Genomic DNA, 25,088 nt, shown 5'->3' with positions numbered 1-25,088 from the left:
CGCTTGCGCGCCCGGCAAAACCGTGCAGGGGCGAGCGCAGGAGCGCGGCCGGCCCGGCGCCGACCGGCGGGACGGCGGCGAGCGGCGCCAAGCTGTCATCTGGCGTTCGGAACATGTCGTAAAGGACCTCTCACTCGCCGCGCCGGACCCGCAGCCACTCGCCGAGGCGCAGACAAGCGGGCACGAGCGTGAGCGAGGCGACCAGGCAGAAGGTCATGCCCACGACCGCGGTCCAGCCGAGCGAGCGCAGGCCGACGTGGTCGACGAACAGCATGCTCGAGAATCCGATGACGGTGGTGACGGTGGTGAGGACGACGGCGCCGCCGGTCTCGCGCATGGTGTGCGCCAGCCGGCCGGAGCCCTCCTCACGGTAGCGGTGGATGATGTGGAGCGCGTCGTCCTGGCCCATGCCGACGAGCAGCGGCAGGGCGACCAGGTTGAACAGGTTGAGCGTCCAGCCCATCCACACGAACACGGCGGTCAGCCAGCCGAGCGCCGCGCCCACGGTCGCCAGCACGATCGCCGCGTGCGCGACGCTGCGGAACATCACCAGGGCGGTGACGATCAGCACGCCGAACACGGCGCACATCACCAGCGGGCCGTCGCCGCGGATCGCGTCGACGACCTCGGGCACGACGAAGTGCGAGCCGACCGCCGGCGCCGGGCCCATCGGCGTGTCGATGGTGTCGAAGGCGTCGTGGATCCGCTTGGCGTGGGCGTACTCGGACTTGGGCCCGCGCTGCCAGCAGGCGACGAAGCGCCCGAGCTCGCCGTGCATGTCGGTGAACTGGACCTTGACCCACGGCGGCAGGTCGTCGGGCCCGACCGGGCGGTCGACCTGCAGGTAGCGCTCCCACGACTTCAACTTCTCGAGGTCGGCCTCGCTGAAGGAGCCACGCTTGTTGTCGATGCGCTTGCGGATGTCGCGGATGACCTCGAGCTTCTCGGCCTGCAGCTCGGGCACGAAGCTGTAGATCGACAGCACGCTGCTGAGCAGGTCGTCCATCTCGCGCAGGCGCTCGGGCGGGTACTCCTTCAGCTGCTCGAGCACCGCGGGGTCGACCGGCCCGCGGGTGCGCGCGAGCTCGGCGAGGCGGACGAACTTCGGGTCGTCGGGCTCGACGTCCTCCTCGTCCTCTTCCTCGTCCTCGGCGGGCTTCGGCGCGGGCGCTGGCTTCGGCTCGGGCTTCGGCTTGCGCGGGGTGTCCGGGTAAGGCGCAAGGCCGGTGAGCTCGGCGATCTGCTCCGGCTCGAGGTCGAGGATCGCCTGCAGCTGGCGGTTCACGGCCTCGGTCTGGGGCAGGCTCTCGGTCAGCACGATCGTCGGGTCGGTCGACTGGGTGCGGCCGACGGCGTCGCGGTACTCGTTGGCCCGCTGCTGCTCCTCGGGGCTGGTGCGGTCGGGCGGGCCCAGCTTGCTGAGGTTGTACTCGAAGCCGATCCGCGGGAGCTGGGCGGCGCCGAGGAGCCCGCCGACGAGGCAGATCGCAGCTGTCCCGAAGGCCAGCCACGGGAACCTGCGCGGGACGATCCGCGCGCCGGGGGCCTCGCGCGCCCGCGGCGGCGGCACGCGCCAGGGGACGATGCGGTCGAGCACCAGCACCAGCGCCGGCAGAACCACCAGCGCGGCGACGAAGGCGATCATGATGCCGAGGCTGCCGATCACCCCGAACTGCGAGAAGCCGCGGAACTCGGCCAGGACCAGGAACAGGAACGCGAACGCGGTGCTCAGCGCGCCGCCGGCCGTCGACACGCCGGTGGTGGCGATGGTGGTGCGGATCGCCTCGAGCTGGCCGAGGCCGCGGCGCCGCTCGTCGCGGTAGCGCGAGAGGATGTGGGTGCCGAAGTCGATGCCGAGGCCGAGCGTGACGGCGAAGATGAAGGCGCTGACGAGGTTGAGCTCGCGGTAGAACAGCCAGCCGAGCGCCAGGGTGGTGACGACGGCGACCAGCAGCGGCACCAGCACCAGCGGGACCGCCCGCAGGCCGCGGAAGTAGATCGCCACCACCAGCAGGAGCACGCCGAACGCGAACGCGGTGCCGGAGATGATGTCGCGCTCGAGGCTGCTGGCCTGGGCGGTGTGCTCGGCGTAGCTGCCGTCGATCGTGACCTCGATCTCGGGGTGGAAGCGCCTGGGCTCGAGGCCGTCGATCGCCGCCTTGAGGTTGCGCGACAGCCCGCGCGCGAACGAGATGTCGGTGTTGGGCCGGGTCGGCCGCGCGCGCACGACCACCAGCCGGCCCTCGTCCCGCTCGAAGTACTCCGACGGCTCGCGATCGAGGCCGTAGCGCTCGCGCAGAGCCTTCTCGTCGAGGCCGAGGTCGTCGTCGCCGCCGCCCTCGGCCCGGTCCTCGGGGAACATGCTGAGCTCGCGGCGGACGCGGGCCTGGATGGCGTCGATGACCCGCTGGCGCAGGTCGAGCAGGTCCTGCAGCTCGGCGTAGAGCAGGAGGTTGTCGCGGAAGAACGCGGGGTCGCGGCGGAACAGGACGTAGCGGATGTCGTCGCGCTGCTCGAGGTCGTCGGCGATCGCCGCGCCGAGGGCGAGGTTGGCCTCGCGCGAGGGGCCGCGGATCGTGACGTAGAGGTCGGATTGATTGCCGAGCCGCTCGGTGACGGCGTCGAGGCGGGTGACGCTGGGGGCGTCGTCCGGGAGCAGCGCGCGCAGCTCCTGGTCGATGCCGAGCCGGCGCGTGCCGAAGTAACCGAGCACGCCGAGCACCAGCGCGACGACGACGATCGCCAGCGGGCGGCGCACGACGAGCGCGGCGAGGCCGGTGGCGCGGGACGACGACTCGGACATGCGCGTGGGCCTTATACCAGGAGCGCCGCGACGGCGCTGACGACCACCTCGGACACCGGCGGCATGGCGGCGACGAGGTCGGGCGCGGCGAACTCACCGCCGCGCACCCGGGCCAGGAAGTCGGCGACGTCCCGGGGACGCAGCGCCTCGAAGCTGCGCGCGAGCGCGACGCCGGCGAGCTCGGCGAGCTCGGCGTTCAGGGCCTGCTCGGCGTCGCCGCGCCGGTGCAGCGCCAGCGCGGGCTTGCGCAGCATGACGCACTCGGCCAGCACGTTGCTGCCGGCCGAGGTGATGACGCCGTCGCACCGGCGCAGGTGGTCGGCGAAGCCGGCGCGGTCGGAGCGGTGAAACACGAGGCCGGGCAGCTGCGGGTCGCGCTCGCCGAAGCAGACGACCTCGGCCCCGGCGGCGAGGGCGAGGGCGAGGGCGTCGCGGCCGTTGTCGTCGCGGAAGTAGGCCAGCAGAAAGCCCTCGCGGGTGACGGGGCCGCGCAGGTCGTCGCGCAGGTCGGGGCGGGCGACGGCGACGCGCGCGTCGGTGGCTTCGAACGGCAAGAAGTGGACGGCGACCAGGCGGTCGGCCAGCGCCAGCGGGGCGTTGTTGAGCCGCTCGTACAGCCGCGTCGCCGCGGGCGGGCGGATCGGCAGGCGGCTGTGGGTGAGCGCGAGGCCGTGGTCGACGGCGACGCTGCCGACCTTGCGCCGGCGCGCGAGCACGAGGCTCGGCTGGTCGCCGTCGCTGACGACGCACTCGGGCCCGGCGGCGGCGAACCGGTCGACGTCGCTCGACAGCCGTCGCAACCACCCGCCGACGGCGCCGAGGCCCGGCCGGACGATCGGGATGGCTGTCACTTCGGACATGTCCCTTAAAACTTGTTCCGCATCCCCGCCGGCGAACACGTGCAGCGCGTGGCCGGCGTCGCGCAGGGCGCGGGCGCAGGCGACGGCCCGGCTGGCGTGGCCGCGACCGCGGCCGTGGACGACGAGGCTGACGCGGGCCATCGCTCAGGCCTCGACGAGGGTGCGCGCCGGCACGACGGCGTCGCCGACGGCCCAGCGGAGCAGGCCGTGGATCTCCTTGCGCAGGATCGCGTGGCGCATGTCGGCAGGATGGATCGCCACGCGCGCGGGCAGGAGGCGCCGGGCCGGGCGCGCGAGCCGGCAGTAGACGAGGCTCGACCACAGCCGCGCCGGGGTGCGGCTGGCGTAGTTGAGGACGACGCTGGCTCGCTTCGCGCCGGCGGCCGGGTCGTACACGTGCAGGTGGTCCTCGGTGTAGCGGTAGCCGCGTTCGCGCAGGACGGCGTGCATCCACGGGGGCATCGACCACGCGGGGGCGATGAAGCCGTCGAGCTGCTCGAGGCCGGCGCGGCGCAGCACGGCCTCGCCGTCGTCGAGGCGGCGGCGAGCCTCGGCCTCGTCGACGTCGCTGAACTCGGCCTCGCCGCCCGACACGACCTTCTGCGCCCACAACTTCCGCAGGCCGCGCGGCGCCGCCTGACCGGCCGGGCCGGCCGCGCGCCGGTCCGCGCCTGCGAGGTGGTAGTAGCCGTGCAGGAAGATCTCGTGACCCGCGACCTGCCACTGTCGCAGCCGCCGCGCGTAGTCGGGGTGCTCGTCGAGCGGCCAGGCGCCGTGGTAGTTGGGGATGACCAGAAGGCCAGGTTTGATGCCGACCTCGGCGCACGCCTGCAAGGCGGCGTCGACCTCCGCGGCCCAGGCGGGGGTGACGTCGTGGATCGATACGTGGACCGGCACGCGCGGATGCTGGCACGCCGGCGGTGCGCTCGCAATCTCGCCGCGGTACACCCAGGTTTGGCAGGCCCTGGCGCGGTGACGGAGATCGCAGCGGGAACAGCGAGGGCGGACTCCTCGTGTCGCACAGCGGCCCGCCTGAACCCGCGTGCCGGCGCGAGCAGCTCCCGCGGGCGGTCGAGCACGGCGCGACGCGCACGGTTTCATCCCGGCCCACGCGTCGGCGCGAGGTGGCGGAAGGGCCCCTCGGGTCGCGGATCCTCACTCGGCGCAGCAGCGTGTCCGCGAACGTCTCGCGCGCGCGGCCGAGGGCGGCGCGGCTGCTCGGGTCGCGGAGTACGCCCCGGCGCAGCGGCTCAGGGCGAGCCACTCGCGGTAGCGGCCGCGCATGGACCGACGGCTCGTACCGCGACGCCTCGCCCGATGCAGCGGTTCAGGGTGAGGGGCCGACTGCTCGCGTCGCGGCGATTCAACGCGCGAGCAGCTCGCGGTAGCGGCCGAACAGGGCGTCGAAGTGGTCGACCACGCTGGGCACGCGGCGGGCCGCGACCGCGGCGCGGGCCCGCAGCTCGGCCGGATGGACGGCGAGCAGCGCCTCCGCGGCGGCCACGCAGGCGGCGACGTCGCCCGCCGGGTACTGCACCGCGCTCTCGGGCGGCGCCTGCTCGGCCGCGCCGCCGGCGTCCGGCACCACCACCGGCAGGCCGCTGGCGATCGCCTCGGCGACCCCGAGGCCGAAGGTCTCGTACGGACAGCCGTGCAGCAGCAGGTCGCCGCTGGCGAGCGTCACCGCCAGGAGGTCGCGGTCGCGCTCGAAGCCGAGGACGCGGACGTCGTCGCGCGCTCCGAGTCTGTCTTGAAAGACATGTCTCTCGGGACCGTCACCGAACACCGCCAGCACCGCCCCGGGCCGGCGCTCGGCGAGGCGGGCGTAGGCGTCGACGACCACGTCCCAGCGCTTCTCGACGGCGAAGCGGCCGATGGCGAGCACGAGCGGCCCGGTGCGCCCGGCCAGCAGCTCCTGGCGGCGGGCCTCGCTGCGCCGCTCGGGGGCGAAGCGGCCGGGCTCGATGCCGAACGGGATGTGCTCGACGCGGGCGACGCCGTGCTGCTCGAGCTTGTACTTCTGCCAGCGCGAGCCGACCACGGTCATGGCGCAGGCGGCGGCGATCCGGCGCACGTGGGCCCACAGCGGCTCGACCAGGCGATCGGCGGCCCGCGGGGCCCGGCCGCGGAACACGACCGTGAGGCGTCGCTCGAGGCCGCCGCGCAGGTAGGTGTCGATGAAGTCGGAGTGCCAGACGAAGGTGCGCACGCCGAACTCGCTTGGCTGCAGGCCGAGGGCCGCGATCGCGGCGACGTAGGGCGAGTGGATCTCGAGCACGTCGGGCCGCTCGGCCCGCAGCAGCCGCCGCGCCGCGCCGACCCGCCACAACAGGTGGTAGGTCGGGTCGTAGGGCAGCGAGGGCCCGGGGATGTAGCGCACGCCCGGGTCGGTGGCGTGCCGCGGACCCGGCGCGAAGACCAGGTGCTCGTGCCCCCGACGCGCCGCCGCGGCGGCCTTCTCCGTCAGGTGCGTGCGCACCCCGCCGCCGCGCTGGGAGTAGAACTCGGTCACGTCGACGAGCTTCATGGCGCGGGGCCGGCATTTTACGCGGGCGGCGACGAGGGCGTCAAGCAGTCCCCGGGGACATGTCCGAAGGGCCATGCTGCCCCCGCGCTGTCACCCCCGGCCCCCAGCGCGACCCCCGCGGCCAAGGCGGCGGCCGCGCGCCGGTCGCCGACGCTGCCGGGCCGCGGGCGCAATCTGTTCTTTGGGACAGATCACACCCGCGACCGCGGGCGTCGGGCGGAGCGCGGCCGCGTGCGCGCGTGCGCAGGGGGGTTCGCAGCGGCGCTGTGATCCCCAGCACGGTCTTACCGCGCCGCTTTGTGGACATTTCCTGGGGCTCTGAAGTCTCCTAATCGCATGCTGACCCTGCCCGAGCGACTCGCCCGTCGTGTCCTCAACGTCTCCGGCCTGAAGAGCCGCCGGGTGGCCACCCGCGTCGGCGACATTCACGTGCTGGACGGGGCGGGCGGCGGCGGTCTGCCGCCGATCGTGGTGCTGCACGGGCTCGCCGCCCACGCCGTGTGCTACGGCGGCCTGCTGAAGCGCTTCCAGCCGCACGTCCGCCGGGTCATCGCGCCCGACATGCCGGGCCACGGCTTCTCCGCGCTGCTGCGGCCGGGTGACCCGCCCACGGTGCTGCTCGACGCGCTGGTCGAGACGCTCGACCAGGTGCTCGACCAGCCGGCGCTCATCCTCGGCAACTCCATGGGCGGCCTGGTGGCGATCCGCTACGCCCTGGCCCGCCCGCACATGGTCCGCGGCCTGGCGCTCGTCTCGCCCGGCGGCGCCCCGCTGCCGCCGGCCCAGCACGCGGCCTTCCTCGACCGGTTCCGCATCGATACCTACGACCAGGCGCTCGAATTCGTCGACGACGTGTTCGCCAAGGTGCCGCCCCTCATGCGTCACCCGATCGCGCACAACCTCCGCCGGCGCTTCAACCATCCGCAGCTGCGCCAACTGCTCGGGGAGATCTCTCCCTCCGTGCTCCTCACGCCGGCCGAGCTCGCGAGCCTCCACATGCCCGTGCTCTTCGTGTGGGGGCGCGAGGAGCGGATCTTGCCGCGCGCGCACTATCGCTTCTTCGCGCAAAATCTGCCCGCACACGCCGAGATCGAGGAATTCACCGATTTCGGTCACATCGGCTTCATGGAGCAACCCGCGGCGCTGACCCGGCGCGTGCTCGATTTCGCGCGGCGCTTGCCTGCGCAGGATGTTTCACAGCGCTGCTCGACGTGTGCCCCGGGTCATGACACTTTTCGAGCATCCGCCTAGCACGACCATACCCCCTCGAGGGCTTCGCGCCGCAGGCAGCTGAGGGGACGCCCCCCCCGACGCTGCGCGCGGCCCCTGCCGTGAACTCAGCAACGCGCTCCGGCGATCTCGCAGGGGGCGTGTGCCGTTCGGCACTGCGGTCGGCGGTGGCCGGCTTCGACGTGCTGTCCCGCTACCACCGCTGCGAGGTGCGCGGGATCGAGAACGTCCCCGAGGGTCCGGCGCTGATCGTCGCCAACCACAACGGCGGCCTCAATCCGGTCGATGGCCTGTTCCTGGTCGAGTACTACCGCCAGCGCGGCTACGACCAGCCGGTCTTCATCCTCGCCCACGACATCCTGTTCCGCTTCAAGCGGGTGGCGAAGCTGCTCGAGTCGGTCGGCATCATCCGCGCCCGCAAGGGCCAGGCCCGCTCGCTGCTCGAGGCCGGGCACAAGGTGCTGGTGTTCCCCGGCGGCGACGTCGAGTCGATGCGCCCGTTCCGCGACCGCCGCCGGATCGTCCTGGCCCAGCGCCAGGGCTTCGCGCGCCTGGCTCTTCGGGCAGGTGTGCCGATCGTCCCGGTCGTCAGCGCCGGCAGCCACGAGACGATGATCGTGCTCACGCGCGGCCACCGGCTGGCGCGGCTGATGCAGACCCAGAAGTGGGCCCGGATCAGCTCCTTGCCGATCATCCTCGCCGCGCCCTGGGGCCTGCTGCTCGGCCCGACCTGCGCGCTGCCCTACCTGCCGCTGCCGTCGAAGATCACGTTCCAGGTCGGGCAGCCGCTCGCGCTCCACGACCGCGCCTGCTGCGAGGTCGAGGCGGCCGAGCGCGCCCCCACCGTCTACGACACGGTCGAGCAGACGATGCAGACGATGCTCGACTCGCTCTACGAGGAGCGGCTGCTGCCGATCTTCGGCTGACGCCGGCCGAGGCGGATCCCCGCCCGCACCACCGCCGTCGGATAGAACGTCCCGCGCCACAGCACCCCGCCCCGGCGCCACGCGAGCACCGCCGAGCGGACCAGCACCCAGCCGAGCGGGACGATCGACGCCCCGGGCAGCACCGCGGGCCAGCGCGGCATGCTGAGCCAGCGGCTCGCGGCGTACTGCGTGCTCGCGGCGACGGCGAAGGTGGCGAGCGCCAGCCAGCGCGCCGGCCCCGGCTGCGTGAAGCCGGCGAGCCACCCGAGCTCGAGCAGCACGAGCACCGCGATCACGGCGATGACGGCCGGCGCCGACTCGTTGGCGCCGGTCCGCTCGAGCGAGCGCTGGAAGACGGCGAACGAGGGATAGAACTCGAGGCGGACGAACTCGCCGCCGACGACCATCGCCTGACGAGCGCCCGAGCGCTTGAGCATGACCCCGAGCGCGAAATCGTCGGCGATCTCCATCTTGAGCCACTCGAGTCCCGGGCTGCGGTCGAGCGCGCTGCGTCGCACGAGGTTGAAGGCCCCGGAGCCGGCCGCGGTCTTCGCGGCCGGATCGGCCACCGCGGTCAGCGGCACGAGCGTGGTCAGCATGCGGAAGAACCCGACCAGCGTCGGCTCGAGGCTGCGGCGTGCGGTCATCGACGGCAGCGCGGCGACGTGGTCGACGCCCTCGCGTTCGGCCCACGCGATCACCCGCTCGAGGGTGCCGGGCGCGAGGTGGATGTCGGCGTCGCTGAAGAGGACCCAGTCGCCGCTGGCGCGATCGAGGCCGCGCTGCATCGCGTGGACCTTGCCGAGCCAGCCGTCCGGCAGCGCGTCGACGTGAACGACGGTGACGCGGCGATCGCTCGCCGCGAGCCGATCGGCGATCGCGCCGGTGTCGTCGTCGCTGCGGTCGTCGACGACCACCACCTCGAGCTCGGGATAACCCTCGGCGAGGCGGGTCCGCACGGCCTCGCCGAGGTGCGTCGACTCGTTGCGCGCGGGCACGACGAGCGAGAGGCGGGGCCAGGCGGGCCTCGTCTCGCGCGGCATGTCGGCGACGCGCGGGAGGCCGGCGATCGCCCGCGCCAGCCTGAAGGTCTGAAACAGCCACCACGACGCGCTCAGCGCGACGAACAGCGAGGTCCACGATCGCATGGCCGCCGCGCCGTGCAAGCCCCGGACCGCGAGCGGCGCGGCGAAAAACGCGGAGGACCGGCAGCGAACGACGACGCGATGCCAACCGCGATGGACCGCGGCTGACAAGTTGTCGCGCGCGGACCGGGGGCGCCGCGGCCGAGGGCTGCTGCGAGGTCCGCGAAGGCGGCTGAGCTCGAGATGTCCGGGGGACAGGTCATAAGCGAGCCGCTGACACCCGCGGGATTAACCTGTCCCCAAGACCATCCGAATCACCCGCGAAGGCGATGAGGTCTTCCTTCTTTTATTGACGCGAGTCAGCGCTCGTCGACCTTGCGGTAGGGCGACGGGATGAACTCGACCGCGGGGCGCTGGCGGGTCGGCTGGGGGTAGAGAGCCATGAGGCGCATGAACTCCGGCGGCATGTCCTCGGAGACAGGGAGTCCGAGGTCGCGGGCGACGCCGGCGGTGATCGGGTAGTCGTGGGTGAAGTGGCCCTCGGACAGCAGCTCGACCAGGCGGCGGCCGGCCTCGGTGTCGCGGTCGGCGGCGGTGAGCTCGCGGACGAGCTCGCGGATCTGCGCGAGCGCCTTGCGGGCCTGGTCGGCCCAGATGAGGGTCTGGTCGTCGATCTCCTGGATCGGCTTGTCGCGCACGACGGCGAGGATCGAGGCGGCGGAGTTGGCCCCGATCTGCGGGTCGACCGGGCCGAGGACCGCGTGCGGGCTCATGACGATCGCGTCGGCGGCGAGGGCGATCAGGGTGCCGCCGGACATCGCGTAGTGCGGCACGAACACGGTGACCTTGCCGGGGCGGCGGTGAATGGCGCGGGCGATCTGGGAGGCCGCCAGCGCCAGGCCGCCGGGGGTGTGCAGCACGAGGTCGATCGGCATGTTCGGATCGGTGAGGTCGAGCGCGCGCAGCACGGCCTCGCTGTCCTGGATGTCGATGTAGCGCATCAGCGGGAAGCCGAGCAGGCTCATGGTCTCCTGCCGGTGGACCAGCAGGATCACCCGCGAGCCGCGCTGCCGCTCGATGGCGCCGATCACGCGCGCGCGAGAGGCGTCGAGCAGGCGCTGCTTCAGCGCCGGCTGCAGCGTGACGAGGATGAAGAACAGCCAGAAGATTTCAGAGACGGACACGACGACCTCCGCGAGGCGGGAGCTCCCAGGCGCGCGCGAGCGCCCCCTCGTCGTCGCAGGGGGCGCGCCCGCCGGGCGGGAGGAACAGACGGTGCAGGACGAAGCCGGCGACAAAGCCTCCGATGTGGGCCCAGTACGCCACGCCGCCGAGCGAGGGCTCGAGGCTGCTGCTCACGATCTGGACCAGGAACCAGTAGAAGAGAAAGAACAGCGCCGACACCTGCACGAACAGCGGCCAGAAGAACAGCGGGATCAGGAGGACGATCCGCGCGTGGTGGTACATCGCCAGGTAGGCGCCCATGACCCCGGCGATCGCCCCCGACGCGCCGATGACGGGGAGCGTCGAGGTCGGATGGACGATCAGCTCGGCCAGCGAGGCACACACGCCGCACGCCAGGTAGAAGGCGACGAAGCGCGCCGGGCCCATGCGGTCCTCGACGTTGTCGCCGAAGATCCACAGGGTCCACATGTTGGCGATCAGATGCACCCAGCCGCCGTGCAGGAACACGGCGGTGAGCGGCGACCAGTACGGGGCAGGGGGGCCGGCGGTGAGCTCGGCCGGGACCATGCCGAAGGTGAACAGCACCCGCAGCAGCTCCCGGTCGGACAGGCCCAGCTCGAACATGAACACAAGGACATGTGCGGCGATCAGCAGCCAGTTGGCGACCGCGGGGTAGCGGCTGGGGATCGTGTCGTACAGCGGGAGCACTGCGCTGCTGCTTGTGAGGCGTCGCTCCGCGTTCGGCAAGCGGCAAGTTCGCCGGCCGCGGCGGCGCGCTCGGCCCCCGGGGAGCCCGTCGCCGCCGCTCCGGGCGAAGCGAGGGCGGTCGTCGCCGCGAGGCGCAGAGCATCACACCCTGCGTGACCGCCGCTGGCCGCGGGGCTGCGCGGTCGCCTCCGCGGGCGACCGGGTGCGCTTCACCTCGGGCTCACCCTTGCCTCGGTCCGGCGGCGAACTTGCGGCGCGAGCGGCCGTTGGCCTACGATGGCCCCAGCATGTCCTCCGAGACAGCCTTCACCGCGGCGCTCGCCCAGCACCGCGCGGTCGCCATCATGCGCGCGACCAGCCGCGACCGCGCCGCCGCGGCGATGTGGGCGGCCGTCGAGGCGGGCTTCCGCGTGCTCGAGTTCACGATGACGACGCCCGACGTGCTCGGCCTCGTCGCAGAGTTCGCCGCCGACGCGCGGCTCACCGTCGGCGCCGGCACGGTGATGGACTTGGAGGCCGCCGAGCAGGCGGTCCGCGCCGGGGCGCGATTTTTGGTCTCGCCGGTGCTCGACGAACGCGTCGTCGCCCGCGCGCGCGCGCTCGGGGCCGCGGCGGTGCCCGGCTGCTTCACGCCGACCGAGCTGTGGCGCGCGCACACGGCCGGCGCCGCGGCCCAGAAGCTGTTCCCGTCGCCCGGCGACGTCGCGGCGTACGTCCGCGTGGTGCGAGGGCCGATGCCGTTCCTGAACCTCCTGCCGACCAACGGGGTCGACGCCGCGAACGCCGCCGCGGTGCTGCAGGCCGGCGCCGCGGGCGTGGGCTTCACGACGCCGCTGTTCGCCCCGGAGCTCATGCACGCCGCCGATTTCGCCGCGATCGGGGCGCGCGCGACGACCCTGCTGGCGGCCGTCCGGAGCGCCGCCGCATGAACCGCGAGCTCGCGCCGACACGTGGGGAAGTGAAGGCGATGCGCCGCCCTTGTCGACTTCGCGCGCCTTGCGCTATCGTCAAAGCGTTGCGAGCCGAGCACACGCGCCGCGTTGCCTGAGGAGCCGTCGATGCCTGCGCGCCGTTTGCCGAAGACTCTGGCTCCGTGGCGTGAGGTGCTCGCGTCCGCCGAGCGCGAGTCGTGGTTCCCGCTGATCTTCGATCGCTCCGTGCCCGCCGAGGCCGAGGCGATGGACGAGCTGATGAACGACGGCGAGGTCGTGTACATCCACGACATGCTCGAGGCCCAGCTCAAGGACCTCGTGCGCTCGCGGACGCCGAGCAAGAACTACACCGACGACGAGGTCGCGCAGGAGATCGAGCGCCTCCTCGACGGACAGACGCCGCAGAACTACGGGCGCTGGGCCTTCTACCCATGGTCGCGGCGCATGGTCCACCTGCTGCCGCCCGACTCGTTCACCGAGCTGCGCTCCGATCGCAACCGCAACAAGATCACGAGCGAGGAGCAGGCTCGGCTGCGCAAGATCAAGATCGCGCTCGCCGGCCTCAGCGTCGGCAACGCGGTCGCGGTCACGCTCGCGCTCGAGGGCGTGTTCGGCGAGCTCCGCCTCGCCGACTTCGACACCCTCGACCTGTCGAACATGAACCGCATCCGCTGCGCGGTGCATCACCTCGGGCTCAACAAGGCGATCATCGCGGCGCGCCAGATCTTCGAGCAGAACCCGTACGCCAACCTGGTGCTGTTCACCGACGGCGTCACGCCCGAGAACATCGGCGAGTTCATCGACGGCACCGGCCCGGGCGACCGCGTCGACATCGTCATCGACGAGTGCGACAGCATCCAGATCAAGCTCAAGCTCCGCGAGGAGGCGCGCGCCCGCCGGCTGCCGGTGCTGATGGAGACCAGCGACCGCGGCATGCTCGACATCGAGCGCTTCGACCTCGAGCCCGACCGCCCGATCCTCCACGGCCTCGTCGGCAACGTGACCTCCGACCAGGTCAACTCGCTGCCGCCCCCGGCCCGCCTCGGCCTCATTCTGCAGATCGCCGGCCTCCACACCATCTCGCCGCGCCTGGCCGCCTCGCTGCTCGAGCTCAACCTCACGCTCAAGGGGTTCTCCCAGCTAGGCTCCGACGTGACCCTCGGCGGGGCGACGACGACGACCGCGGTCCGCCGCCTCGCGCTCGGCATGCCGCTCGCCTCGGGCCGGGTCTACATCGACGTCAGCGGGCAGCTCGCCGAGGTCACCTCGCCGCCGCTGCCCGACCTGAGCCACCCCCGCCGGCTCCGCGAGATCGGGGAGGTCCGTGAATTGGTGCAGTACGCGATCATGGCGCCGTCGCACGGCAACGACCAGCCGTGGCGATTCGAGTACGGCGACGGCGTCCTGCGCGTGTTCCACGACACCGAGCGCGGCGGCGGCGGACGCGACGAGATCGGCCGCCACTGGGCGCTGGTGGCCATCGGCGGGGCGCTGGCCAATTTGCAGATCGCGGCGGGGGTCAAAGGTCGCGAGGCCAACATTCAGCTGTTCCCGGCCAAGCAAGACCCGTCCCTGGTCGCGGAGGTGCGATTGGGATTGCGCGCCGGCGGACCGGCCGACGACCCCCTATTCGAGGAGATCCCGCGGCGAAACACCAACCGCGGCCTCGGCACCCGCGCGCACCTGTCGCCGGTACATGTGCAAGCGTTGACGGCAGCCGCCCGCGACAGCGGGGCCAAGCTGCAACTTTGTACAGACCGCGCGCTGCTCGGCGAGCTCGGGCAACTGATCGGTGAGGCCGAGAGACTGCGGCTGCTCACCCCGTCGCTTCACGGCCCCACGATGCGCCAGATCCGCTGGACCGAGGCCGAGGCCCACGACACCCAGGACGGCATTCGCGTCGAGGCACTGGCAGTGACACCGATGGACTTCGCGGCGTTTCAACTACTCCGCTCCACCGATGTCGCCAAGGTGCTCCGAGACACGAATGGTGGGCGCTTGCTGATGATGTCCTCGGTCCAAGCCCTAGCCTCATCCGCAGCGGTAGGCCTGCTCACGATTCCGGGCCAATCGCCGACGGCGCTGGTGCGCGGGGGCCAGGCGATGCAACAACTGTGGCTCACCGCCAGCGCGCTGGGGGTCGCCATCCATCCGATGAACACGCTGATTGATATGTTCGCCCGGGTGGAGCGCTTCCACGGCGCCGGCTTCGACAAACGCGAGATTCAGCGCTTTCTCGAGATGCGCGAGCGCTTCACTCGTGCTTTCACCGTCGCGCTCGCCGATGTCGAGATCCTGCTGTTTCGCCTCTCCTACGCAGACCCCGCGCCGTTGCGGACCTTACGCAGACCGGTCGATGCCGTGTTCTCGGCGCCGCTTCCCGAGAAGAAATCGCCGTGAGCCCCTGCCACCGGACCGCGACGAGGAGGGGCTCAAAGACCGCAAACTCGTTGCAATTTGTGTATTGCAGCACACATTTGCTGCATGTGCAAGAAAGCAGCGCGCCTTGACACTGCCAGGTGATTCCCGTACTCTCGACCGAACATGCGGTGGCGAGAGGCAAACAGGGTTTTGCGTGCTTGTGAGGGTTGCCGCGCCCTTTCCACACATGGACGGTGGTTCCACACATGCTCTCGCTCTCCCTCGTGAACCCGCATCTTGAGCCGTCCGTGGTGGACGAGTTCTCGCAGGCCCAGCGGGCCTGCTATGAGGAGTTCTCGGCGGAAGCTGCGGTCAGCGAGGTCGCGCAAGAAGACCTGCTGAGCGGCCGCGTGGTGTATTTCGTCGCCCGCGACGAGACCGGGGCGATGGTCGGGGGTCTGCGACTGCACCTAAGCTTTCCGGGCACCAAGCTGCCGGTCGAGCACACGCTGTCGCAACTGTCACAGCTCGCACGATTGTTGGAGAGCCGGCGACAGCACGGTGTCGCCGAGGTGTGCGGCCTGTGGGCCTATTCGCGGTACCGCGGGACCAAGCTGAGCAATGCGCTGGTACGCACGGCCGTGGCCGCTGCGCCGCTGTGCGAGACCAACCTGCTGATCGCGCTGTCGCACCACTATGTGGTGAACCACTGGGCCCCGATCGGATTCACCGCGGAGCCGCGCCTCGGCGTCCATTCGTACCCCGACGCCCGCTACTTCTCGAAGGTCATTCTCCTCGACCCCGTCCGCCTCGCCACCGCCGAGCCCGAGCACAAGTGGCGGATCTTGGGCCTCCGCCAGGCGCTGCGCATGCACTGCCCGATTTTCTGGTCGCCCGAGACCGAAGAGCACGTGCCCGTGCAGCCCAGCGAGCACGTCCCTGTCCCCTCGCCGTCCGAGCACCTCGCCGCGATCGCGCAGGCCGAGCACCCGGCGTGACACGTCGCGCCGCGCGGACCATCGTTCACCGCGGCGATGCGGCCCGTCGATCGCGGTCGCGTCACGCGGGCTGCAGGCGTCTGGGACGGCTGCGCTCGCTCTGCGCTCGCGCGCCCGCTAGGTCATCGCGCTCGAGATGCCGATCTTCTCGCGCAGCCGCTTGATCTCGGCCATCAGGCGCTCGTGGTGGTCCTTCGGGATCTCGAGGTACTCGATCGCCAGCGGGACCTGCACGGTCGTGAACGCCTTGATGTTGGGGTTGAACCAGCTGATCGCGGTGACGATGCCGCGGACCAGGCGGTTCAGGGTGACGACCGAGACCTTGCCCTTGAAGTTGTTGGCCTCGAGCAGGTCGTTCATCGCCCCGCGCTGGGTGGCGTTGGGACCCCCGCCCTCGGAGATGACGAGCGAGCTGGTGTACTTGCCCATCTGCTTGCGCCCGAAGTCGACGTAGCCGCTCCACTCCTCGTCGGTGGGGTTGTCCTTGGTATGCACGGCCACCAGCACCGAGTGGTAGAGCGAGTAGGCCATCGTGGGGGCGGACATGGGCGCGCTTCTTCTGGCGTGGCGGCGGCGGTGCGGACCCCGCTGAGCCTGCGAGAGTATAGACCAAGAGTGTCGGGACCGGGCCGCCGAGAGTGCGCGATTTCGCCCATGAGACGACGGTGCGGGGTTTGCGCATGCTGCGCTCGCTGCGGCGATCGGTCTGTTTTTTGAAACATGTCCTTTGCGACATGCCGGAAAGGGCATGTCATGAGGACCCGGCGGATCGGCCGTGCCGAGCGTTACCGCCCGCAAGCGGCGTGCGGCTCCAGGTTCGCGCCCGCGGCGCCGAGCGGGCGCGATCGAGCGCGCCGGCTGCGGTGGATCGACGCGACGAGCCCAGCCTATCATGGCGGGGAGAAACGGCCGCGCGGGCGCGAAGACAGCGGCGGGAGAGCACGTGGAAACAGGGGACCGACTGGGCAAGAGGCTGCTGGAGGCGCGTTACGAGAGCGAGGCGTGGCGACCTCAGCTCTTTCGCCTGGCCGTCAGCGAAGACCGGCGTTCGCTGTCGAAGCTGCTCGACGAGGTGCCCGGCCTGCAGGTCTACGACGCGATCGAGGAGCAGCTCATCGATCTGATCCGCACCCGCAACCCGAGCGAGCGGATCAGCGACCTCGCCGCGCGCGAGCGGGTGCGGCTGTACCTCGGCGAGACGCCGCCGGACGAGTACGGCGTGTGGGTCTACTACCCGTGGGCCGCCCGCCTGGTCCACTTGCTCGACGAGGCCGAGTTCGTCGAGCTGCGGACCAACCGCAACAAGTACAAGCTGACGCCCGAGGAGCAGGCGCGGCTGGCGAAGAAGCGGGTCGGCGTGGTCGGCCTGTCGGTCGGGCAGACGGTGGCGACGACGATGGCGCTCGAGCGCAGCGTCGGCGAGATCCGCCTGGCCGACTTCGACCGCCTCGACCTGTCCAACCTCAACCGGATCCGCAGCTCCGTCCACAACCTCGGCGTCTCCAAGGTCCTGATCACCGCCCGCGACATCGCCGAGATCGACCCCTTCCTCAAGGTCGTGCTCTACCCGGTCGGCGTCCACGACGACAACCTCACCGCGTTCCTCCTCCGCGGCGGCAAGCTCGACGTGCTGATCGACGAGTGCGACAGCATCGACATCAAGCTCAAGCTGCGCGTCACCGCCAGGCTGCACCGGATCCCGGTGCTGATGGAGACCAGCGACCGCTCGCTGATCGACGTCGAGCGCTTCGACCTCGAGCCGACCCGGCCGATCTTCCACGGCCTCGTCGGCAACATCGAGCCCGAGCGGATCGCCAATCTTTCGACCGAGGAGAAGATCCCCTACGTGCTCAAGATCATCGGCGAGGGCACCATGTCGAGCCGCATGGTCACCTCGATGATCGAGATCGAGTCGACCATCAAGACCTGGCCGCAGCTCGGCTCGTGCGTCGTCTACGGCGGCGGCGCGGCGGCCGACATCGTCCGGCGCATGAACCTCGGGCAGATGAACTACTCCGGGCGCTTCATCGCCGACATCGAGAACATCGTGCCCAACGATCCGCCGAGCGGCGCCGACGGGCAGCTCGAGCTGCCGCGCGTGCCCGAGTGGACCGTCGAGGGGATGGAGCGCGCCGCCGACCGCTGGTCGCAGCGGCGCCCGGCCGCGCTCGCGTGGCCGCCCGAGCTGGCGCGCGAGCTGGTCGAGGTCGCCGCGCGAGCCCCGTCCGGCGGCAACACCCAGCCGTGGCGCTGGCTGCTGCGCGGCGGCCGGCTGTTCCTGTTCCACGAGCGCGCCCGCTCCGAGAGCCTCGCCGACTTCCGCGCCCTCGGCGGCGTCGCGGCCCTCGGCGCGGCCGCCGAGAGCCTGCGCCTGGCGGCGCACGCCCGCGGGCTCGAGCTGGCGCAGCTCGTGTTCCCCAGCGCCGACGAGCCCGACCTCGCCGCGGTGTTCGAGCGCCTCCCCGCGCCGGGCCCGAGCGCCGCGCCGCACTGGCGCGACGAGCTCGCCGGCGTGCTCGGCCTGCGCCACACCAACCGCAAGAACTCGGGCCGCGCGCCGTTCGACCCGGCCCACCACGCCGCGCTGGCCGCCGCCGCCGCCTCGGTCGCCGGCGCGCAGCTGCTGTTCGTCAGCGGCGACGCCGAGCTGGCCGAGCTCGCCGAGCTCGTCGGCATCGGCGACCAGCAGCGCATCATCGACGACCGGCTCAACCGCGAGATGTTCCGCGAGGTCCGCTGGACCCCCGAGGAGGCCGAGGCGACCCGCGACGGCATCTACATCGAGTCGCTCGAGCTCAGCGCGGCCGACCGCGCCGGCCTGTCGATGTGCCGCCGACGCGACGCCCTGGTCCTGCTGCGCACGCTGAACGGCGGCCGCGGCCTGCGCAAGTCGGCCGCCAAGGCGATCGCCTCGGCGTCGGCCGTCGGCCTCTTGACCATGCCCCGCGTCGGCGCCGACGAATTCTTCCGCGGCGGGCAAGCGCTGCAGCGCATGTGGCTGGTGGCGCACACGCTGGAGCTGGCGATCTATCCGATGACGACGCTGCCGTACATGTTCCTGCGCGCGCGCCACGGCGGCGAGGGCCTCAGCGAGGCCGCCGTCGCCGCGCTCGCCGAAGCCCGCCCCCGCTTCACCCGGCTGTTCCCGGTCCGGCCCGAGCAGGCCGAGGTGCTGCTGTTCCGCGTGTCTCAGGCGGAGGCGCCGACGCTGCAGTCGCTGCGCCGCCCGGTCGCGGAGATCTTGCACGTCAGCGGGGCGGGGTCCTGACAATGTCCTTGGGGACATGTCCTGACGAATAGGACCGCGACTGTCTTGTGAGTCACGGCGAGCAGCGCTGGCAGGCCTCGGCGGCCAGGCGGCAGTCGTCGTCGGCCCGCCGGCACAGGTCGCCGTAGCGCGGGTCGCCGGGGTGCCGGGACGCGAGGTCGCAGATCTTGCCCTCGAGCTCGCAGGTCGCGGCGGACAGGTCACAGATGTTCTGGCAGCGGTTCGCCGGCGCGTTTTCGTCGGCGGCAGGGCTCGACGCGCCCGCCGCGGGCTTCGCGTCGACGTTGTACAGGACCTTCTCTTCGCGCGGAGCCGCGGGGCTCGTGGTCGTCGGCGCCTTCTTCACCGGCCCGCGCGCGGCCGACTCGGCGACCGTCGGCGTGTCGGCGGCCCGCCCCCCGCTGGCGTCCTTGCGCGTGCGCTTGGACTTGGCGGCGGTCGCCTGCTCCTCGCTGGCGACGCCCCCGATCGGCTCCGGAGCGGGCGGAGGCGGCGGCGCGTAGCCGGCCTCGCCCCTGGCCTCCCTCTGGAGCGCCGGCTCGCGCGCGGCTAGCAACACCCCGGCGGCGCGCAGCCGCGTCTCCTTGTCGGCGAGCAGGCGCTCGTACTCGGCGAGGCCGAGCTCGTCGTCGACGTTGTCGCGCTCGGCCTCCTCGCGCTCGGGGGGCAGCGGCGCGGGGGCGTCGAGCGGGGCGGGGGTGGCAAAGCGCTCGGCGTCCTGCGAGGCACAGGCGGCCAGCAGCGACAGCGAGGCGCCGAGGAGATCACGAGCACGCATGACAGGCCTCCGTGGCGAACTCGCAGTCGGTGGTGGCGCGCTCGCACGCCTGCTGGTAGCGCGGCTCCTCGGCGTGGCGCGGCGCGAGGTCGCAGATGTGATCGCGCAGCTGGCAGATCGACGTGGTGATGTCGCAGACCGACTCGCAGCGCCCGGCGGACGGCGGCTCGGCGGCGGCTTCCGCCTGGGTGACCGGTGCGCTCGAGGGCGCAGCGGCACCGGCGGCCGGCGCCTGCCGTTCGGCCGACTTCGCCGTCCGGTCGCCCGCCCGCGCGTCCGCGTCCGCCTGCGCGTCGAGCTGCTCGGACTTGGTCGGCTCGGCCTCGCCGCCGCCGCTCGCCGCCGCCGGCGGGGCCGCCCCGAGCGCGCGCAGCTGGTCCTCGCGCGCGGCCAGCTGGGCCTCGAGCGCGTCGATGTCCTCCGGCCCGGCCGCGACGTCCGCCGCGGTCGCCGGCGGCGCCGTCTCGACCGCCCGCTTGGTGCAGGCGGTCAGGGTCAGCCCGGCGAGCGCGAGCGAGAGTGTTCGCAGGGACATGTGCATCGCGACAGGTCTGAAACGCAAGGTCTGAAGGAACAGGTCTGAACGGACAGGCCCGATCGTCTCGCTCATGGCGCGGCTCCGGCGAGCGCCTGCTGGAGCAGCGCGCGGTTCATGTCGAGGGCCTCCTCGTAGGCGGAGAGGGCGTCGCCGTCGCGGCCCTGCTTCTCGGCGATCTCGCCGCGCAGGCCGACGAGGCGGGCGGTGAACGCGTTGGTGGCGATCGCCTTGTAATCGGCGCCGAGCCCCTCGCCGACCAGCTCGGCCAGCGCGTCGGGGGTCTTGGGGTCGACGTCGGGGTGGTCGAGGCGGAGGCGGACCAGGCGGCCATAAACGTCGTGGCGCAGCACCGCGGCGGCGTCGCCGGCGACCGCGGGCTCGGGCCAGGCGATGGTCCGCATCTGCTCGAGCGCCGCGATCGCGCCGGCGTAGTCGCGCTGCTTCAGCAGCAGGTCGACGCGCCGGTGCTCGGCCTCGACGGTCTGGGCGAGGGTGACGAGGACCTCGGGCCGCGGCGCCGGCGCCAGCCGCCCGGCCTGGGCCAGGCCGGCCAGCATCACGCCGGCGCCGACGACGGCGCCGAGGAGCGTGGCGATCCACGTGTGGCGCGTCATGGCTTGTCTCCGAGTGACATGGCCAAAAGGTCATGTCGAAGGACGCCGCGGTCGTCGTCGACCCGGGCGTCGAGGTCGCGGCGGGCGTCGTGCTCGAGCTGGGCGAACTGCTGCGCGAGCAACTTCGAGGCGCTCGGCCCGGGGGCCGCAGCGGCCGGCGCCGCGGCGGACTCGGCCGTGGCCACCTGGGGGGCAGAAGCCGACTCGGGCCCGCGGACGACCAGCAGCACGACCGCGGCGGTGGCGACCGCGGGCACGGCGCCCCACAGCCAGCGCCGGCGCCACCACGGCGCCGGCGTCAGCGCCGGGGCGAGTTCGCCCGACCACAACTTGTCGAGCTCGCCGGCCGTGAGCGCCTCGGGCGCCCGGGCGTGGCGGAGGAGGCGGACGATCGCCAGCTCGCCCTCGATCGAGCCGGTCTCGCCCTCGGCCTCCTGGCCGCGCCGCAGCTCGTCCTCCCACGCCGGGTCGAGGACGCCGCGCACGGCGGCGCGGCCGATTTCGGGCTTGGGGGAACTGGCGGACGGATCAGACCCGGTCATGCGAGCCTCCTGAAGGCGCGATCTGGTGGCTGAACGAGGGCTGCCGGAAGAAGCTTACGCGAGGCCATGACAGTCATAACTCGGCGCCCACGGGTAGGCCGCGTTTTTCGCACGCGGCGCGGAAGGCTTTGCACGCGCGGAAGAGGAGCACGTCGAGCGTGCCGATCTTCACATCCAGAGTCGCGGCGCACTCCTCGCGCGGGCGATCTTCGAGCAAGCGCAGGCGCAGCACCAGGGCGTAGCGCGGGTTGAGCTCGGACAGCACGGCCTCGATGCGGACCCGCAGGGCGTCGCGCTGCAGCTCCTCCTCGGCCGGGTTCTTCGGCTCGGTCGCGCCGGCGTTGCCGAGGTGCTCCTCGAACGCGCCGCGCAGCCGCTGCCGCCGACCCGAGGCCCGCAGCAGGTCGCGCGCCTTGTTCTTCGCCATCGTCTTCAGCCACGGATAGATGCCCGCGTCCTGCCACACGAAGTTGGGCAAGTGCCGGTACGCCGAGAGGAAGGTCTCGCGCAGGCAGTCGTTGGCGTCGTCGCGGTCGCCGAGCATCGGCACCAGCACGTACGAGAACAAGGTCGGCGCGTAGGCGCGGTACAGCCGCTCGAAGGCGCGGCGGTCCCCGGCGGCGGCCTTCTCGACCACGCTGCGTTCGTCGGGGAGCGGCTCGGGGCGACCCACGCGCCGCGAGACTATCGCGCTTTTCGTCGGTGTGGCGAGCGCGGCGAGGTTAGGCTTCGGGGGTGCCGCGGCTCGACCTTCTCATCGCCCACAACTTCGGCCTGTCGCGCGGGCAGGTGACCCGGGCCGTCCGCGCCGGGCGGGTGCGGACGCCGGAGGGCGAACCGCTGAAGGACCCGGGGCTGAAGATCGCGCCGAGCGCCCTGCCGCGGACGGTGATCTTCGACGACGAGCCGCGGGTGCTGCGGGTCCGCTATCACCTCCTGCAGCACAAGCCGGTCGGCGTGGTCACGGCGCTGCGCGACGATCGCCACCGCACCGCCTACGAGCTGGTCCGCGACGCGCCGCTCGGGCGCGATCTCCGGGCCGTCGGTCGCCTCGACCTCGACACCTCCGGCCTGTTGCTGTGGACCACCGAGGGCGCCCTGCTGCACCGGCTGACCCACCCGCGCTACGCCGTGCGCCGCACCTACCAGGCCGCCCTGACCGGCCCGTGGCGCGCGCCGCCGCCCGAGCTCGAGCTCGACGACGGCCATCGCCCCGAGATCCTCGAGCTCCGTCCGCTCGCCGAGGGCGAGGTCCACCCCGGCCTTCACGTGCCCGAAGGGACAGGTGCGCTGGCGAGCATCACGATCGCCTCCGGCAAGTTCCACGAGGTCCGGCGGATCTTCGCCGCCCTCGGCGCCGAGGTCCTCGGCCTGTGCCGCGTCTCGTTCGGCCCGCTCGAGCTCCCGCGCGACCTGCCCGCCGGCGAGCACCGCGAGATCGACCTGCACGCCCTGTTCGCCGGCACGCTCCACCCGGCGCCTCTGACCCCGGGCGAGGCCGCCGAGGACGTGCCTGTCGACCCGCTGCTCGAGGACGAGTGACATGTCCGAAGAGCCATCCTCACCGGCGAGCGACCCCGCCGCATCGGCCGACCCCACCCGGGTCGTGAACGCCGTGACGCGCAAGATGCCGGCGGAAAAGCAGCTTCCGCGGCGGTCGGGGGCGAGCAGGGCCGCTCCGGCCGCGCGGTCGGCGGCGATCGTCCTGTCCGGAGCAACAGCTCCTCCGGGAGCGGCGGCGATGCGCCCCCGGTCGAGGCTCCCGGCGAGCGACATGTCCGCAGGGACACCTGCTCCCTCGGCCGGGCAACCGCCCGCGAGCTCGCTGTCCGAAACGACATGTGATTCCCACGCGGACTCACCGTCGCGCGGACGCGAGCGCGGCGGCGAGCCTCGGCTCCGCGTCGCCGCCCGGGTCGCCTGCACCGAGGCCGAGGGCCCGGGGCGCCGGTTCGCGGTGTGGGTGCAGGGCTGCGACCTGCGCTGTCCCGGCTGCTGCAACCCCGAGCTCTTCGCCCGCGACGGCGGCGAGTCCCTGGCCGTGGCGTCGCTGGCGGACGAGCTGCGCGTGGCCCGGGACGTCCACGCGATCACCGGCCTCACCGTGCTGGGCGGCGAACCGAGCGAGCAGGCCGAGGCCGTCGCCGCGCTGTGCCGGGCCGCCCGCGCCCTCGGCCTGGGCACCCTCGTGTTCACCGGTCGCACCCACGCCGAGCTGCAGGCCATGCCCGAGGCCCGCGCGCTGCTCGACGCCGCCGACACGCTCGTCGACGGCCGCTTCGACGCGCGCCGCCGCGAGCCGCCCGACGGCCGGCGGTGGATCGGCTCGACCAACCAGCAGATCGTCCACCTCACGCCGCGCCACGCCGACCCGGCGCTGTGGCGCGGCCGCGATCACGTCGAGCTGCAGATCGACGCCGCCGGCCGCCTCACCGCCCACGGCGCGCCCGACCTCCTGCGACGTGTCCTCAAGAGCATGTCCTGAGGAGCATGATTGGTCGGGACCGACCCGGCGCTGGGTTCTCGTCGACCTGTCCTGATGGACAGGAAACCCGGCCGCGCCCGCTCACCGCCGCCGCATGCACAGCTCGAGCGCCGTCTTCAGCGTGCGCGTCGTCTGCAGGTCGGACAGGTCGACGCCGAGGCCCACCAGCGCCTGCGCGACCTCCGGCGTGATGCCCGAGACGATGCAGTGGGTCCCGAGCAGCCGGACCGCGTGGACCAGCTTGATCAGCGCGTCGGCGGTGGCGGTGTCGATCGCGTCGACGCCGGTCAAGTCGAGCAGCACGTGGCGCGCGCGCTGGCGGCTGACGGCGTCGAGCAGGGCCTCCATCACCGCGCTGCGGCGCTCCGCGTTGAAGCCGCCGATCAGCGGCACCGCCAGCACGCCGTCCCACACCTCGAGCACCGGCGACGACAGGCGGGCGATCGCCGTCTGCTGGGCCTCGACCAGCGCCAACTGGTGCTTGAGGTCCTGCTCGGCCGCGCGGCGCTCCGCCGTCTCGAGCGAGATCGTCACCGCGTCGGCCAGCGCCGCGACGAACATCTTCTCGTCGTCGCGCCACGGTCGCGGCCGGCCGACGTGCTCGCAGCAGATGAGCCCCGCGAAGCCGCCCCGGCGGCGCACCGGCGCGTCGAGCGTGGCGGCCACGCCGTGCTCCTTGAAATAGATCGCCGAGAACTCGCGCGTGCGCGGGTCCTCGTTGGCGTCGTCGGCCGCCAGCACGCGCACGGCCTCGAGCGCATCGAAGTAGATCGGAAAATCCTTGCGCTCAAGCATTGCCCCGCGCGAGTGGGTGCGCGTCGCCGACTCGAACATGTCGGCGCACTCGATCGCCGCGTGATCGGCCGCGAACAGCCACACCCCGGCGCGCGCCACGCCCAGCACCTCGCCGGCGAGCGCGGAGATCTGCGCGAACGCGCCGGCGAGCGTCCAGTCGTCGCGTTCGCGGTCGTCCGACAGCTGCAGCAGCGCCGTAAGCCCGGCCTCCACCGCGTCACCGCCGTCGCTCTTCAGCGCGGCCATCACTTGCGCCGCCGCGTCGGCGTCGCTGGTCGCGGCGCGTGCGATCGCAGCGACACGAGCAGCTCGTTCGGCCAGACTCATGCCCCCTCCAAAACGCCGTGATACTAGCCGCTCGCTCCTGTCTGGCCAACCACTCGACCCGCGCGCGAGAAGGCGCTCCGAGTCGCAGCGGCGCCGAGCTCGCCGCTCTCGCCGCGTCCGTGCCGC

Annotated in this window: 22 protein-coding genes; 8 read left to right on the top strand and 14 right to left on the bottom strand. The window is 72.4% G+C overall.

The features are described 5' to 3' along the window. Positions 1-130: 130 nt before the first annotated feature. The 4 genes from NAEX_RS19160 to NAEX_RS19145 all read right to left on the bottom strand — a co-directional run bounded on the left by NAEX_RS19160 (position 131) and on the right by NAEX_RS19145 (position 6,190). Positions 131-2,803 (bottom strand): efflux RND transporter permease subunit, encoded by a 2,673-nt coding sequence (locus tag NAEX_RS19160; protein ID WP_096328932.1) that lies wholly within the window; start codon positions 2,801-2,803, stop codon positions 131-133. 11 nt (positions 2,804-2,814) lie between these two features. Further along, a complete protein-coding gene (locus NAEX_RS19155) occupies positions 2,815-3,804 on the bottom strand; it encodes a glycosyltransferase family protein (RefSeq protein WP_096328931.1) in 990 nt (329 codons plus the stop codon). A 3-nt stretch (positions 3,805-3,807) separates the two neighbouring features. Next, the gene (locus NAEX_RS19150) at positions 3,808-4,560 is read right to left on the bottom strand and encodes a DUF2334 domain-containing protein (protein ID WP_170135832.1); all 753 of its coding nucleotides are present in this window, start codon (positions 4,558-4,560) and stop codon (positions 3,808-3,810) included. A gap of 466 nt (positions 4,561-5,026) precedes the next feature. Continuing rightward, positions 5,027-6,190 carry a glycosyltransferase gene (locus NAEX_RS19145; RefSeq protein WP_170135831.1) on the bottom strand — a complete coding sequence of 388 codons (1,164 nt, stop codon included), beginning with the start codon at positions 6,188-6,190 and terminating at the stop codon, positions 5,027-5,029. Positions 6,191-6,487: 297 nt separating this feature from the next. Here NAEX_RS19145 and NAEX_RS19140 point away from each other — a divergent pair, with 297 nt between their 5' ends. Beyond that, on the top strand, positions 6,488-7,441 hold the full coding sequence (locus tag NAEX_RS19140; protein WP_143140471.1) for an alpha/beta fold hydrolase: 954 nt from the start codon (positions 6,488-6,490) through the stop codon (positions 7,439-7,441). A gap of 146 nt (positions 7,442-7,587) precedes the next feature. Continuing rightward, positions 7,588-8,346, top strand: a complete 759-nt coding sequence (locus tag NAEX_RS19135; protein ID WP_170135830.1) for a lysophospholipid acyltransferase family protein — start codon at positions 7,588-7,590, stop codon at positions 8,344-8,346. Here NAEX_RS19135 and NAEX_RS19130 read toward each other — a convergent pair. From NAEX_RS19130 to NAEX_RS19120, 3 genes are all read right to left on the bottom strand, one after another. Next, positions 8,313-9,494, bottom strand: coding sequence for a glycosyltransferase family 2 protein (locus tag NAEX_RS19130; RefSeq protein WP_143140472.1), 1,182 nt, complete (start codon positions 9,492-9,494; stop codon positions 8,313-8,315). The genes NAEX_RS19135 and NAEX_RS19130 overlap by 34 nt on opposite strands. Positions 9,495-9,790: 296 nt before the next feature. Continuing rightward, positions 9,791-10,615 carry an SDH family Clp fold serine proteinase gene (locus NAEX_RS19125; protein ID WP_096328925.1) on the bottom strand — a complete coding sequence of 275 codons (825 nt, stop codon included), beginning with the start codon at positions 10,613-10,615 and terminating at the stop codon, positions 9,791-9,793. Continuing rightward, the gene (locus tag NAEX_RS19120) at positions 10,602-11,324 is read right to left on the bottom strand and encodes a rhomboid family intramembrane serine protease (RefSeq protein WP_096328924.1); all 723 of its coding nucleotides are present in this window, start codon (positions 11,322-11,324) and stop codon (positions 10,602-10,604) included. The genes NAEX_RS19125 and NAEX_RS19120 overlap by 14 nt, the downstream gene beginning before the upstream one ends. Positions 11,325-11,611: 287 nt before the next feature. Between NAEX_RS19120 and NAEX_RS19115 the strand changes: the two genes are divergently transcribed. From NAEX_RS19115 to NAEX_RS19105, 3 genes are all read left to right on the top strand, one after another. Further along, complete coding sequence (locus NAEX_RS19115; protein WP_096328923.1) at positions 11,612-12,253, top strand: bifunctional 4-hydroxy-2-oxoglutarate aldolase/2-dehydro-3-deoxy-phosphogluconate aldolase; 642 nt, start codon at positions 11,612-11,614, stop codon at positions 12,251-12,253. Between the two features lie 129 nt (positions 12,254-12,382). Next, positions 12,383-14,656, top strand: a complete 2,274-nt coding sequence (locus tag NAEX_RS19110) for an Rv1355c family protein (protein ID WP_096328922.1) — start codon at positions 12,383-12,385, stop codon at positions 14,654-14,656. 227 nt (positions 14,657-14,883) lie between these two features. Beyond that, complete coding sequence (locus tag NAEX_RS19105) at positions 14,884-15,615, top strand: CoA transferase family protein (RefSeq protein WP_143140473.1); 732 nt, start codon at positions 14,884-14,886, stop codon at positions 15,613-15,615. 117 nt (positions 15,616-15,732) lie between these two features. Here NAEX_RS19105 and NAEX_RS19100 read toward each other — a convergent pair whose 3' ends face one another. Further along, positions 15,733-16,161 carry a hypothetical protein gene (locus tag NAEX_RS19100; RefSeq protein WP_143140474.1) on the bottom strand — a complete coding sequence of 143 codons (429 nt, stop codon included), beginning with the start codon at positions 16,159-16,161 and terminating at the stop codon, positions 15,733-15,735. Between the two features lie 397 nt (positions 16,162-16,558). On the opposite strand from NAEX_RS19100, the gene NAEX_RS19095 reads away from it, so the two are divergent. Continuing rightward, positions 16,559-18,883 carry an Rv1355c family protein gene (locus NAEX_RS19095; protein WP_245913756.1) on the top strand — a complete coding sequence of 775 codons (2,325 nt, stop codon included), beginning with the start codon at positions 16,559-16,561 and terminating at the stop codon, positions 18,881-18,883. Positions 18,884-18,935: 52 nt separating this feature from the next. On the opposite strand, the gene NAEX_RS19090 is transcribed toward NAEX_RS19095, so the two are convergent. The 5 genes from NAEX_RS19090 to NAEX_RS19070 all read right to left on the bottom strand — a co-directional run bounded on the left by NAEX_RS19090 (position 18,936) and on the right by NAEX_RS19070 (position 22,028). Then, positions 18,936-19,661, bottom strand: a complete 726-nt coding sequence (locus NAEX_RS19090; RefSeq protein WP_096328918.1) for a hypothetical protein — start codon at positions 19,659-19,661, stop codon at positions 18,936-18,938. Then, positions 19,648-20,196 carry a hypothetical protein gene (locus NAEX_RS19085; RefSeq protein ID WP_096328917.1) on the bottom strand — a complete coding sequence of 183 codons (549 nt, stop codon included), beginning with the start codon at positions 20,194-20,196 and terminating at the stop codon, positions 19,648-19,650. The genes NAEX_RS19090 and NAEX_RS19085 overlap by 14 nt, the downstream gene beginning before the upstream one ends. 71 nt (positions 20,197-20,267) lie before the next feature. Then, a complete protein-coding gene (locus NAEX_RS19080) occupies positions 20,268-20,813 on the bottom strand; it encodes a YfgM family protein (protein WP_096328916.1) in 546 nt (181 codons plus the stop codon). Beyond that, positions 20,810-21,355, bottom strand: coding sequence for a hypothetical protein (locus tag NAEX_RS19075; RefSeq protein ID WP_143140475.1), 546 nt, complete (start codon positions 21,353-21,355; stop codon positions 20,810-20,812). The genes NAEX_RS19080 and NAEX_RS19075 overlap by 4 nt, the downstream gene beginning before the upstream one ends. 73 nt (positions 21,356-21,428) lie before the next feature. After that, positions 21,429-22,028, bottom strand: coding sequence for an RNA polymerase sigma factor (locus NAEX_RS19070; RefSeq protein ID WP_170135829.1), 600 nt, complete (start codon positions 22,026-22,028; stop codon positions 21,429-21,431). Between the two features lie 62 nt (positions 22,029-22,090). On the opposite strand from NAEX_RS19070, the gene NAEX_RS19065 reads away from it, so the two are divergent. After that, positions 22,091-22,897 carry a pseudouridine synthase gene (locus tag NAEX_RS19065; RefSeq protein WP_096328913.1) on the top strand — a complete coding sequence of 269 codons (807 nt, stop codon included), beginning with the start codon at positions 22,091-22,093 and terminating at the stop codon, positions 22,895-22,897. 232 nt (positions 22,898-23,129) lie between these two features. Further along, positions 23,130-23,840, top strand: coding sequence for a 4Fe-4S single cluster domain-containing protein (locus NAEX_RS19060; protein ID WP_170135828.1), 711 nt, complete (start codon positions 23,130-23,132; stop codon positions 23,838-23,840). Positions 23,841-23,921: 81 nt separating this feature from the next. Here NAEX_RS19060 and NAEX_RS19055 read toward each other — a convergent pair whose 3' ends face one another. Then, positions 23,922-24,962: an STAS domain-containing protein gene (locus NAEX_RS19055; RefSeq protein WP_100792917.1), complete on the bottom strand. Its 1,041-nt coding sequence runs from the start codon at positions 24,960-24,962 to the stop codon at positions 23,922-23,924. Positions 24,963-25,088 lie beyond the last annotated feature (126 nt).

The organism is Nannocystis exedens, from assembly GCF_002343915.1.
GTDB lineage: Bacteria > Myxococcota_A > Polyangia > Nannocystales > Nannocystaceae > Nannocystis > Nannocystis exedens.
Note: the sequence above shows the minus strand (reverse complement) of the source record. Positions and strands in the feature narration are given on the sequence as shown.

Coding starts and splice junctions, on each gene's coding strand:
- NAEX_RS19110 (WP_096328922.1), top strand. CDS start 12,383: ATGCCTGCGCGCCGTTTGCCGAAGACTCTGGCTCCGTGGCGTGAGGTG.
- NAEX_RS19085 (WP_096328917.1), bottom strand. CDS start 20,196: ATGTCCCTGCGAACACTCTCGCTCGCGCTCGCCGGGCTGACCCTGACC.
- NAEX_RS19145 (WP_170135831.1), bottom strand. CDS start 6,190: ATGAAGCTCGTCGACGTGACCGAGTTCTACTCCCAGCGCGGCGGCGGG.
- NAEX_RS19090 (WP_096328918.1), bottom strand. CDS start 19,661: ATGCGTGCTCGTGATCTCCTCGGCGCCTCGCTGTCGCTGCTGGCCGCC.
- NAEX_RS19160 (WP_096328932.1), bottom strand. CDS start 2,803: ATGTCCGAGTCGTCGTCCCGCGCCACCGGCCTCGCCGCGCTCGTCGTG.
- NAEX_RS19055 (WP_100792917.1), bottom strand. CDS start 24,962: ATGAGTCTGGCCGAACGAGCTGCTCGTGTCGCTGCGATCGCACGCGCC.
- NAEX_RS19115 (WP_096328923.1), top strand. CDS start 11,612: ATGTCCTCCGAGACAGCCTTCACCGCGGCGCTCGCCCAGCACCGCGCG.
- NAEX_RS19105 (WP_143140473.1), top strand. CDS start 14,884: ATGCTCTCGCTCTCCCTCGTGAACCCGCATCTTGAGCCGTCCGTGGTG.
- NAEX_RS19080 (WP_096328916.1), bottom strand. CDS start 20,813: ATGACGCGCCACACGTGGATCGCCACGCTCCTCGGCGCCGTCGTCGGC.
- NAEX_RS19130 (WP_143140472.1), bottom strand. CDS start 9,494: ATGCGATCGTGGACCTCGCTGTTCGTCGCGCTGAGCGCGTCGTGGTGG.
- NAEX_RS19075 (WP_143140475.1), bottom strand. CDS start 21,355: ATGACCGGGTCTGATCCGTCCGCCAGTTCCCCCAAGCCCGAAATCGGC.
- NAEX_RS19060 (WP_170135828.1), top strand. CDS start 23,130: ATGTCCGCAGGGACACCTGCTCCCTCGGCCGGGCAACCGCCCGCGAGC.
- NAEX_RS19100 (WP_143140474.1), bottom strand. CDS start 16,161: ATGTCCGCCCCCACGATGGCCTACTCGCTCTACCACTCGGTGCTGGTG.
- NAEX_RS19155 (WP_096328931.1), bottom strand. CDS start 3,804: ATGGCCCGCGTCAGCCTCGTCGTCCACGGCCGCGGTCGCGGCCACGCC.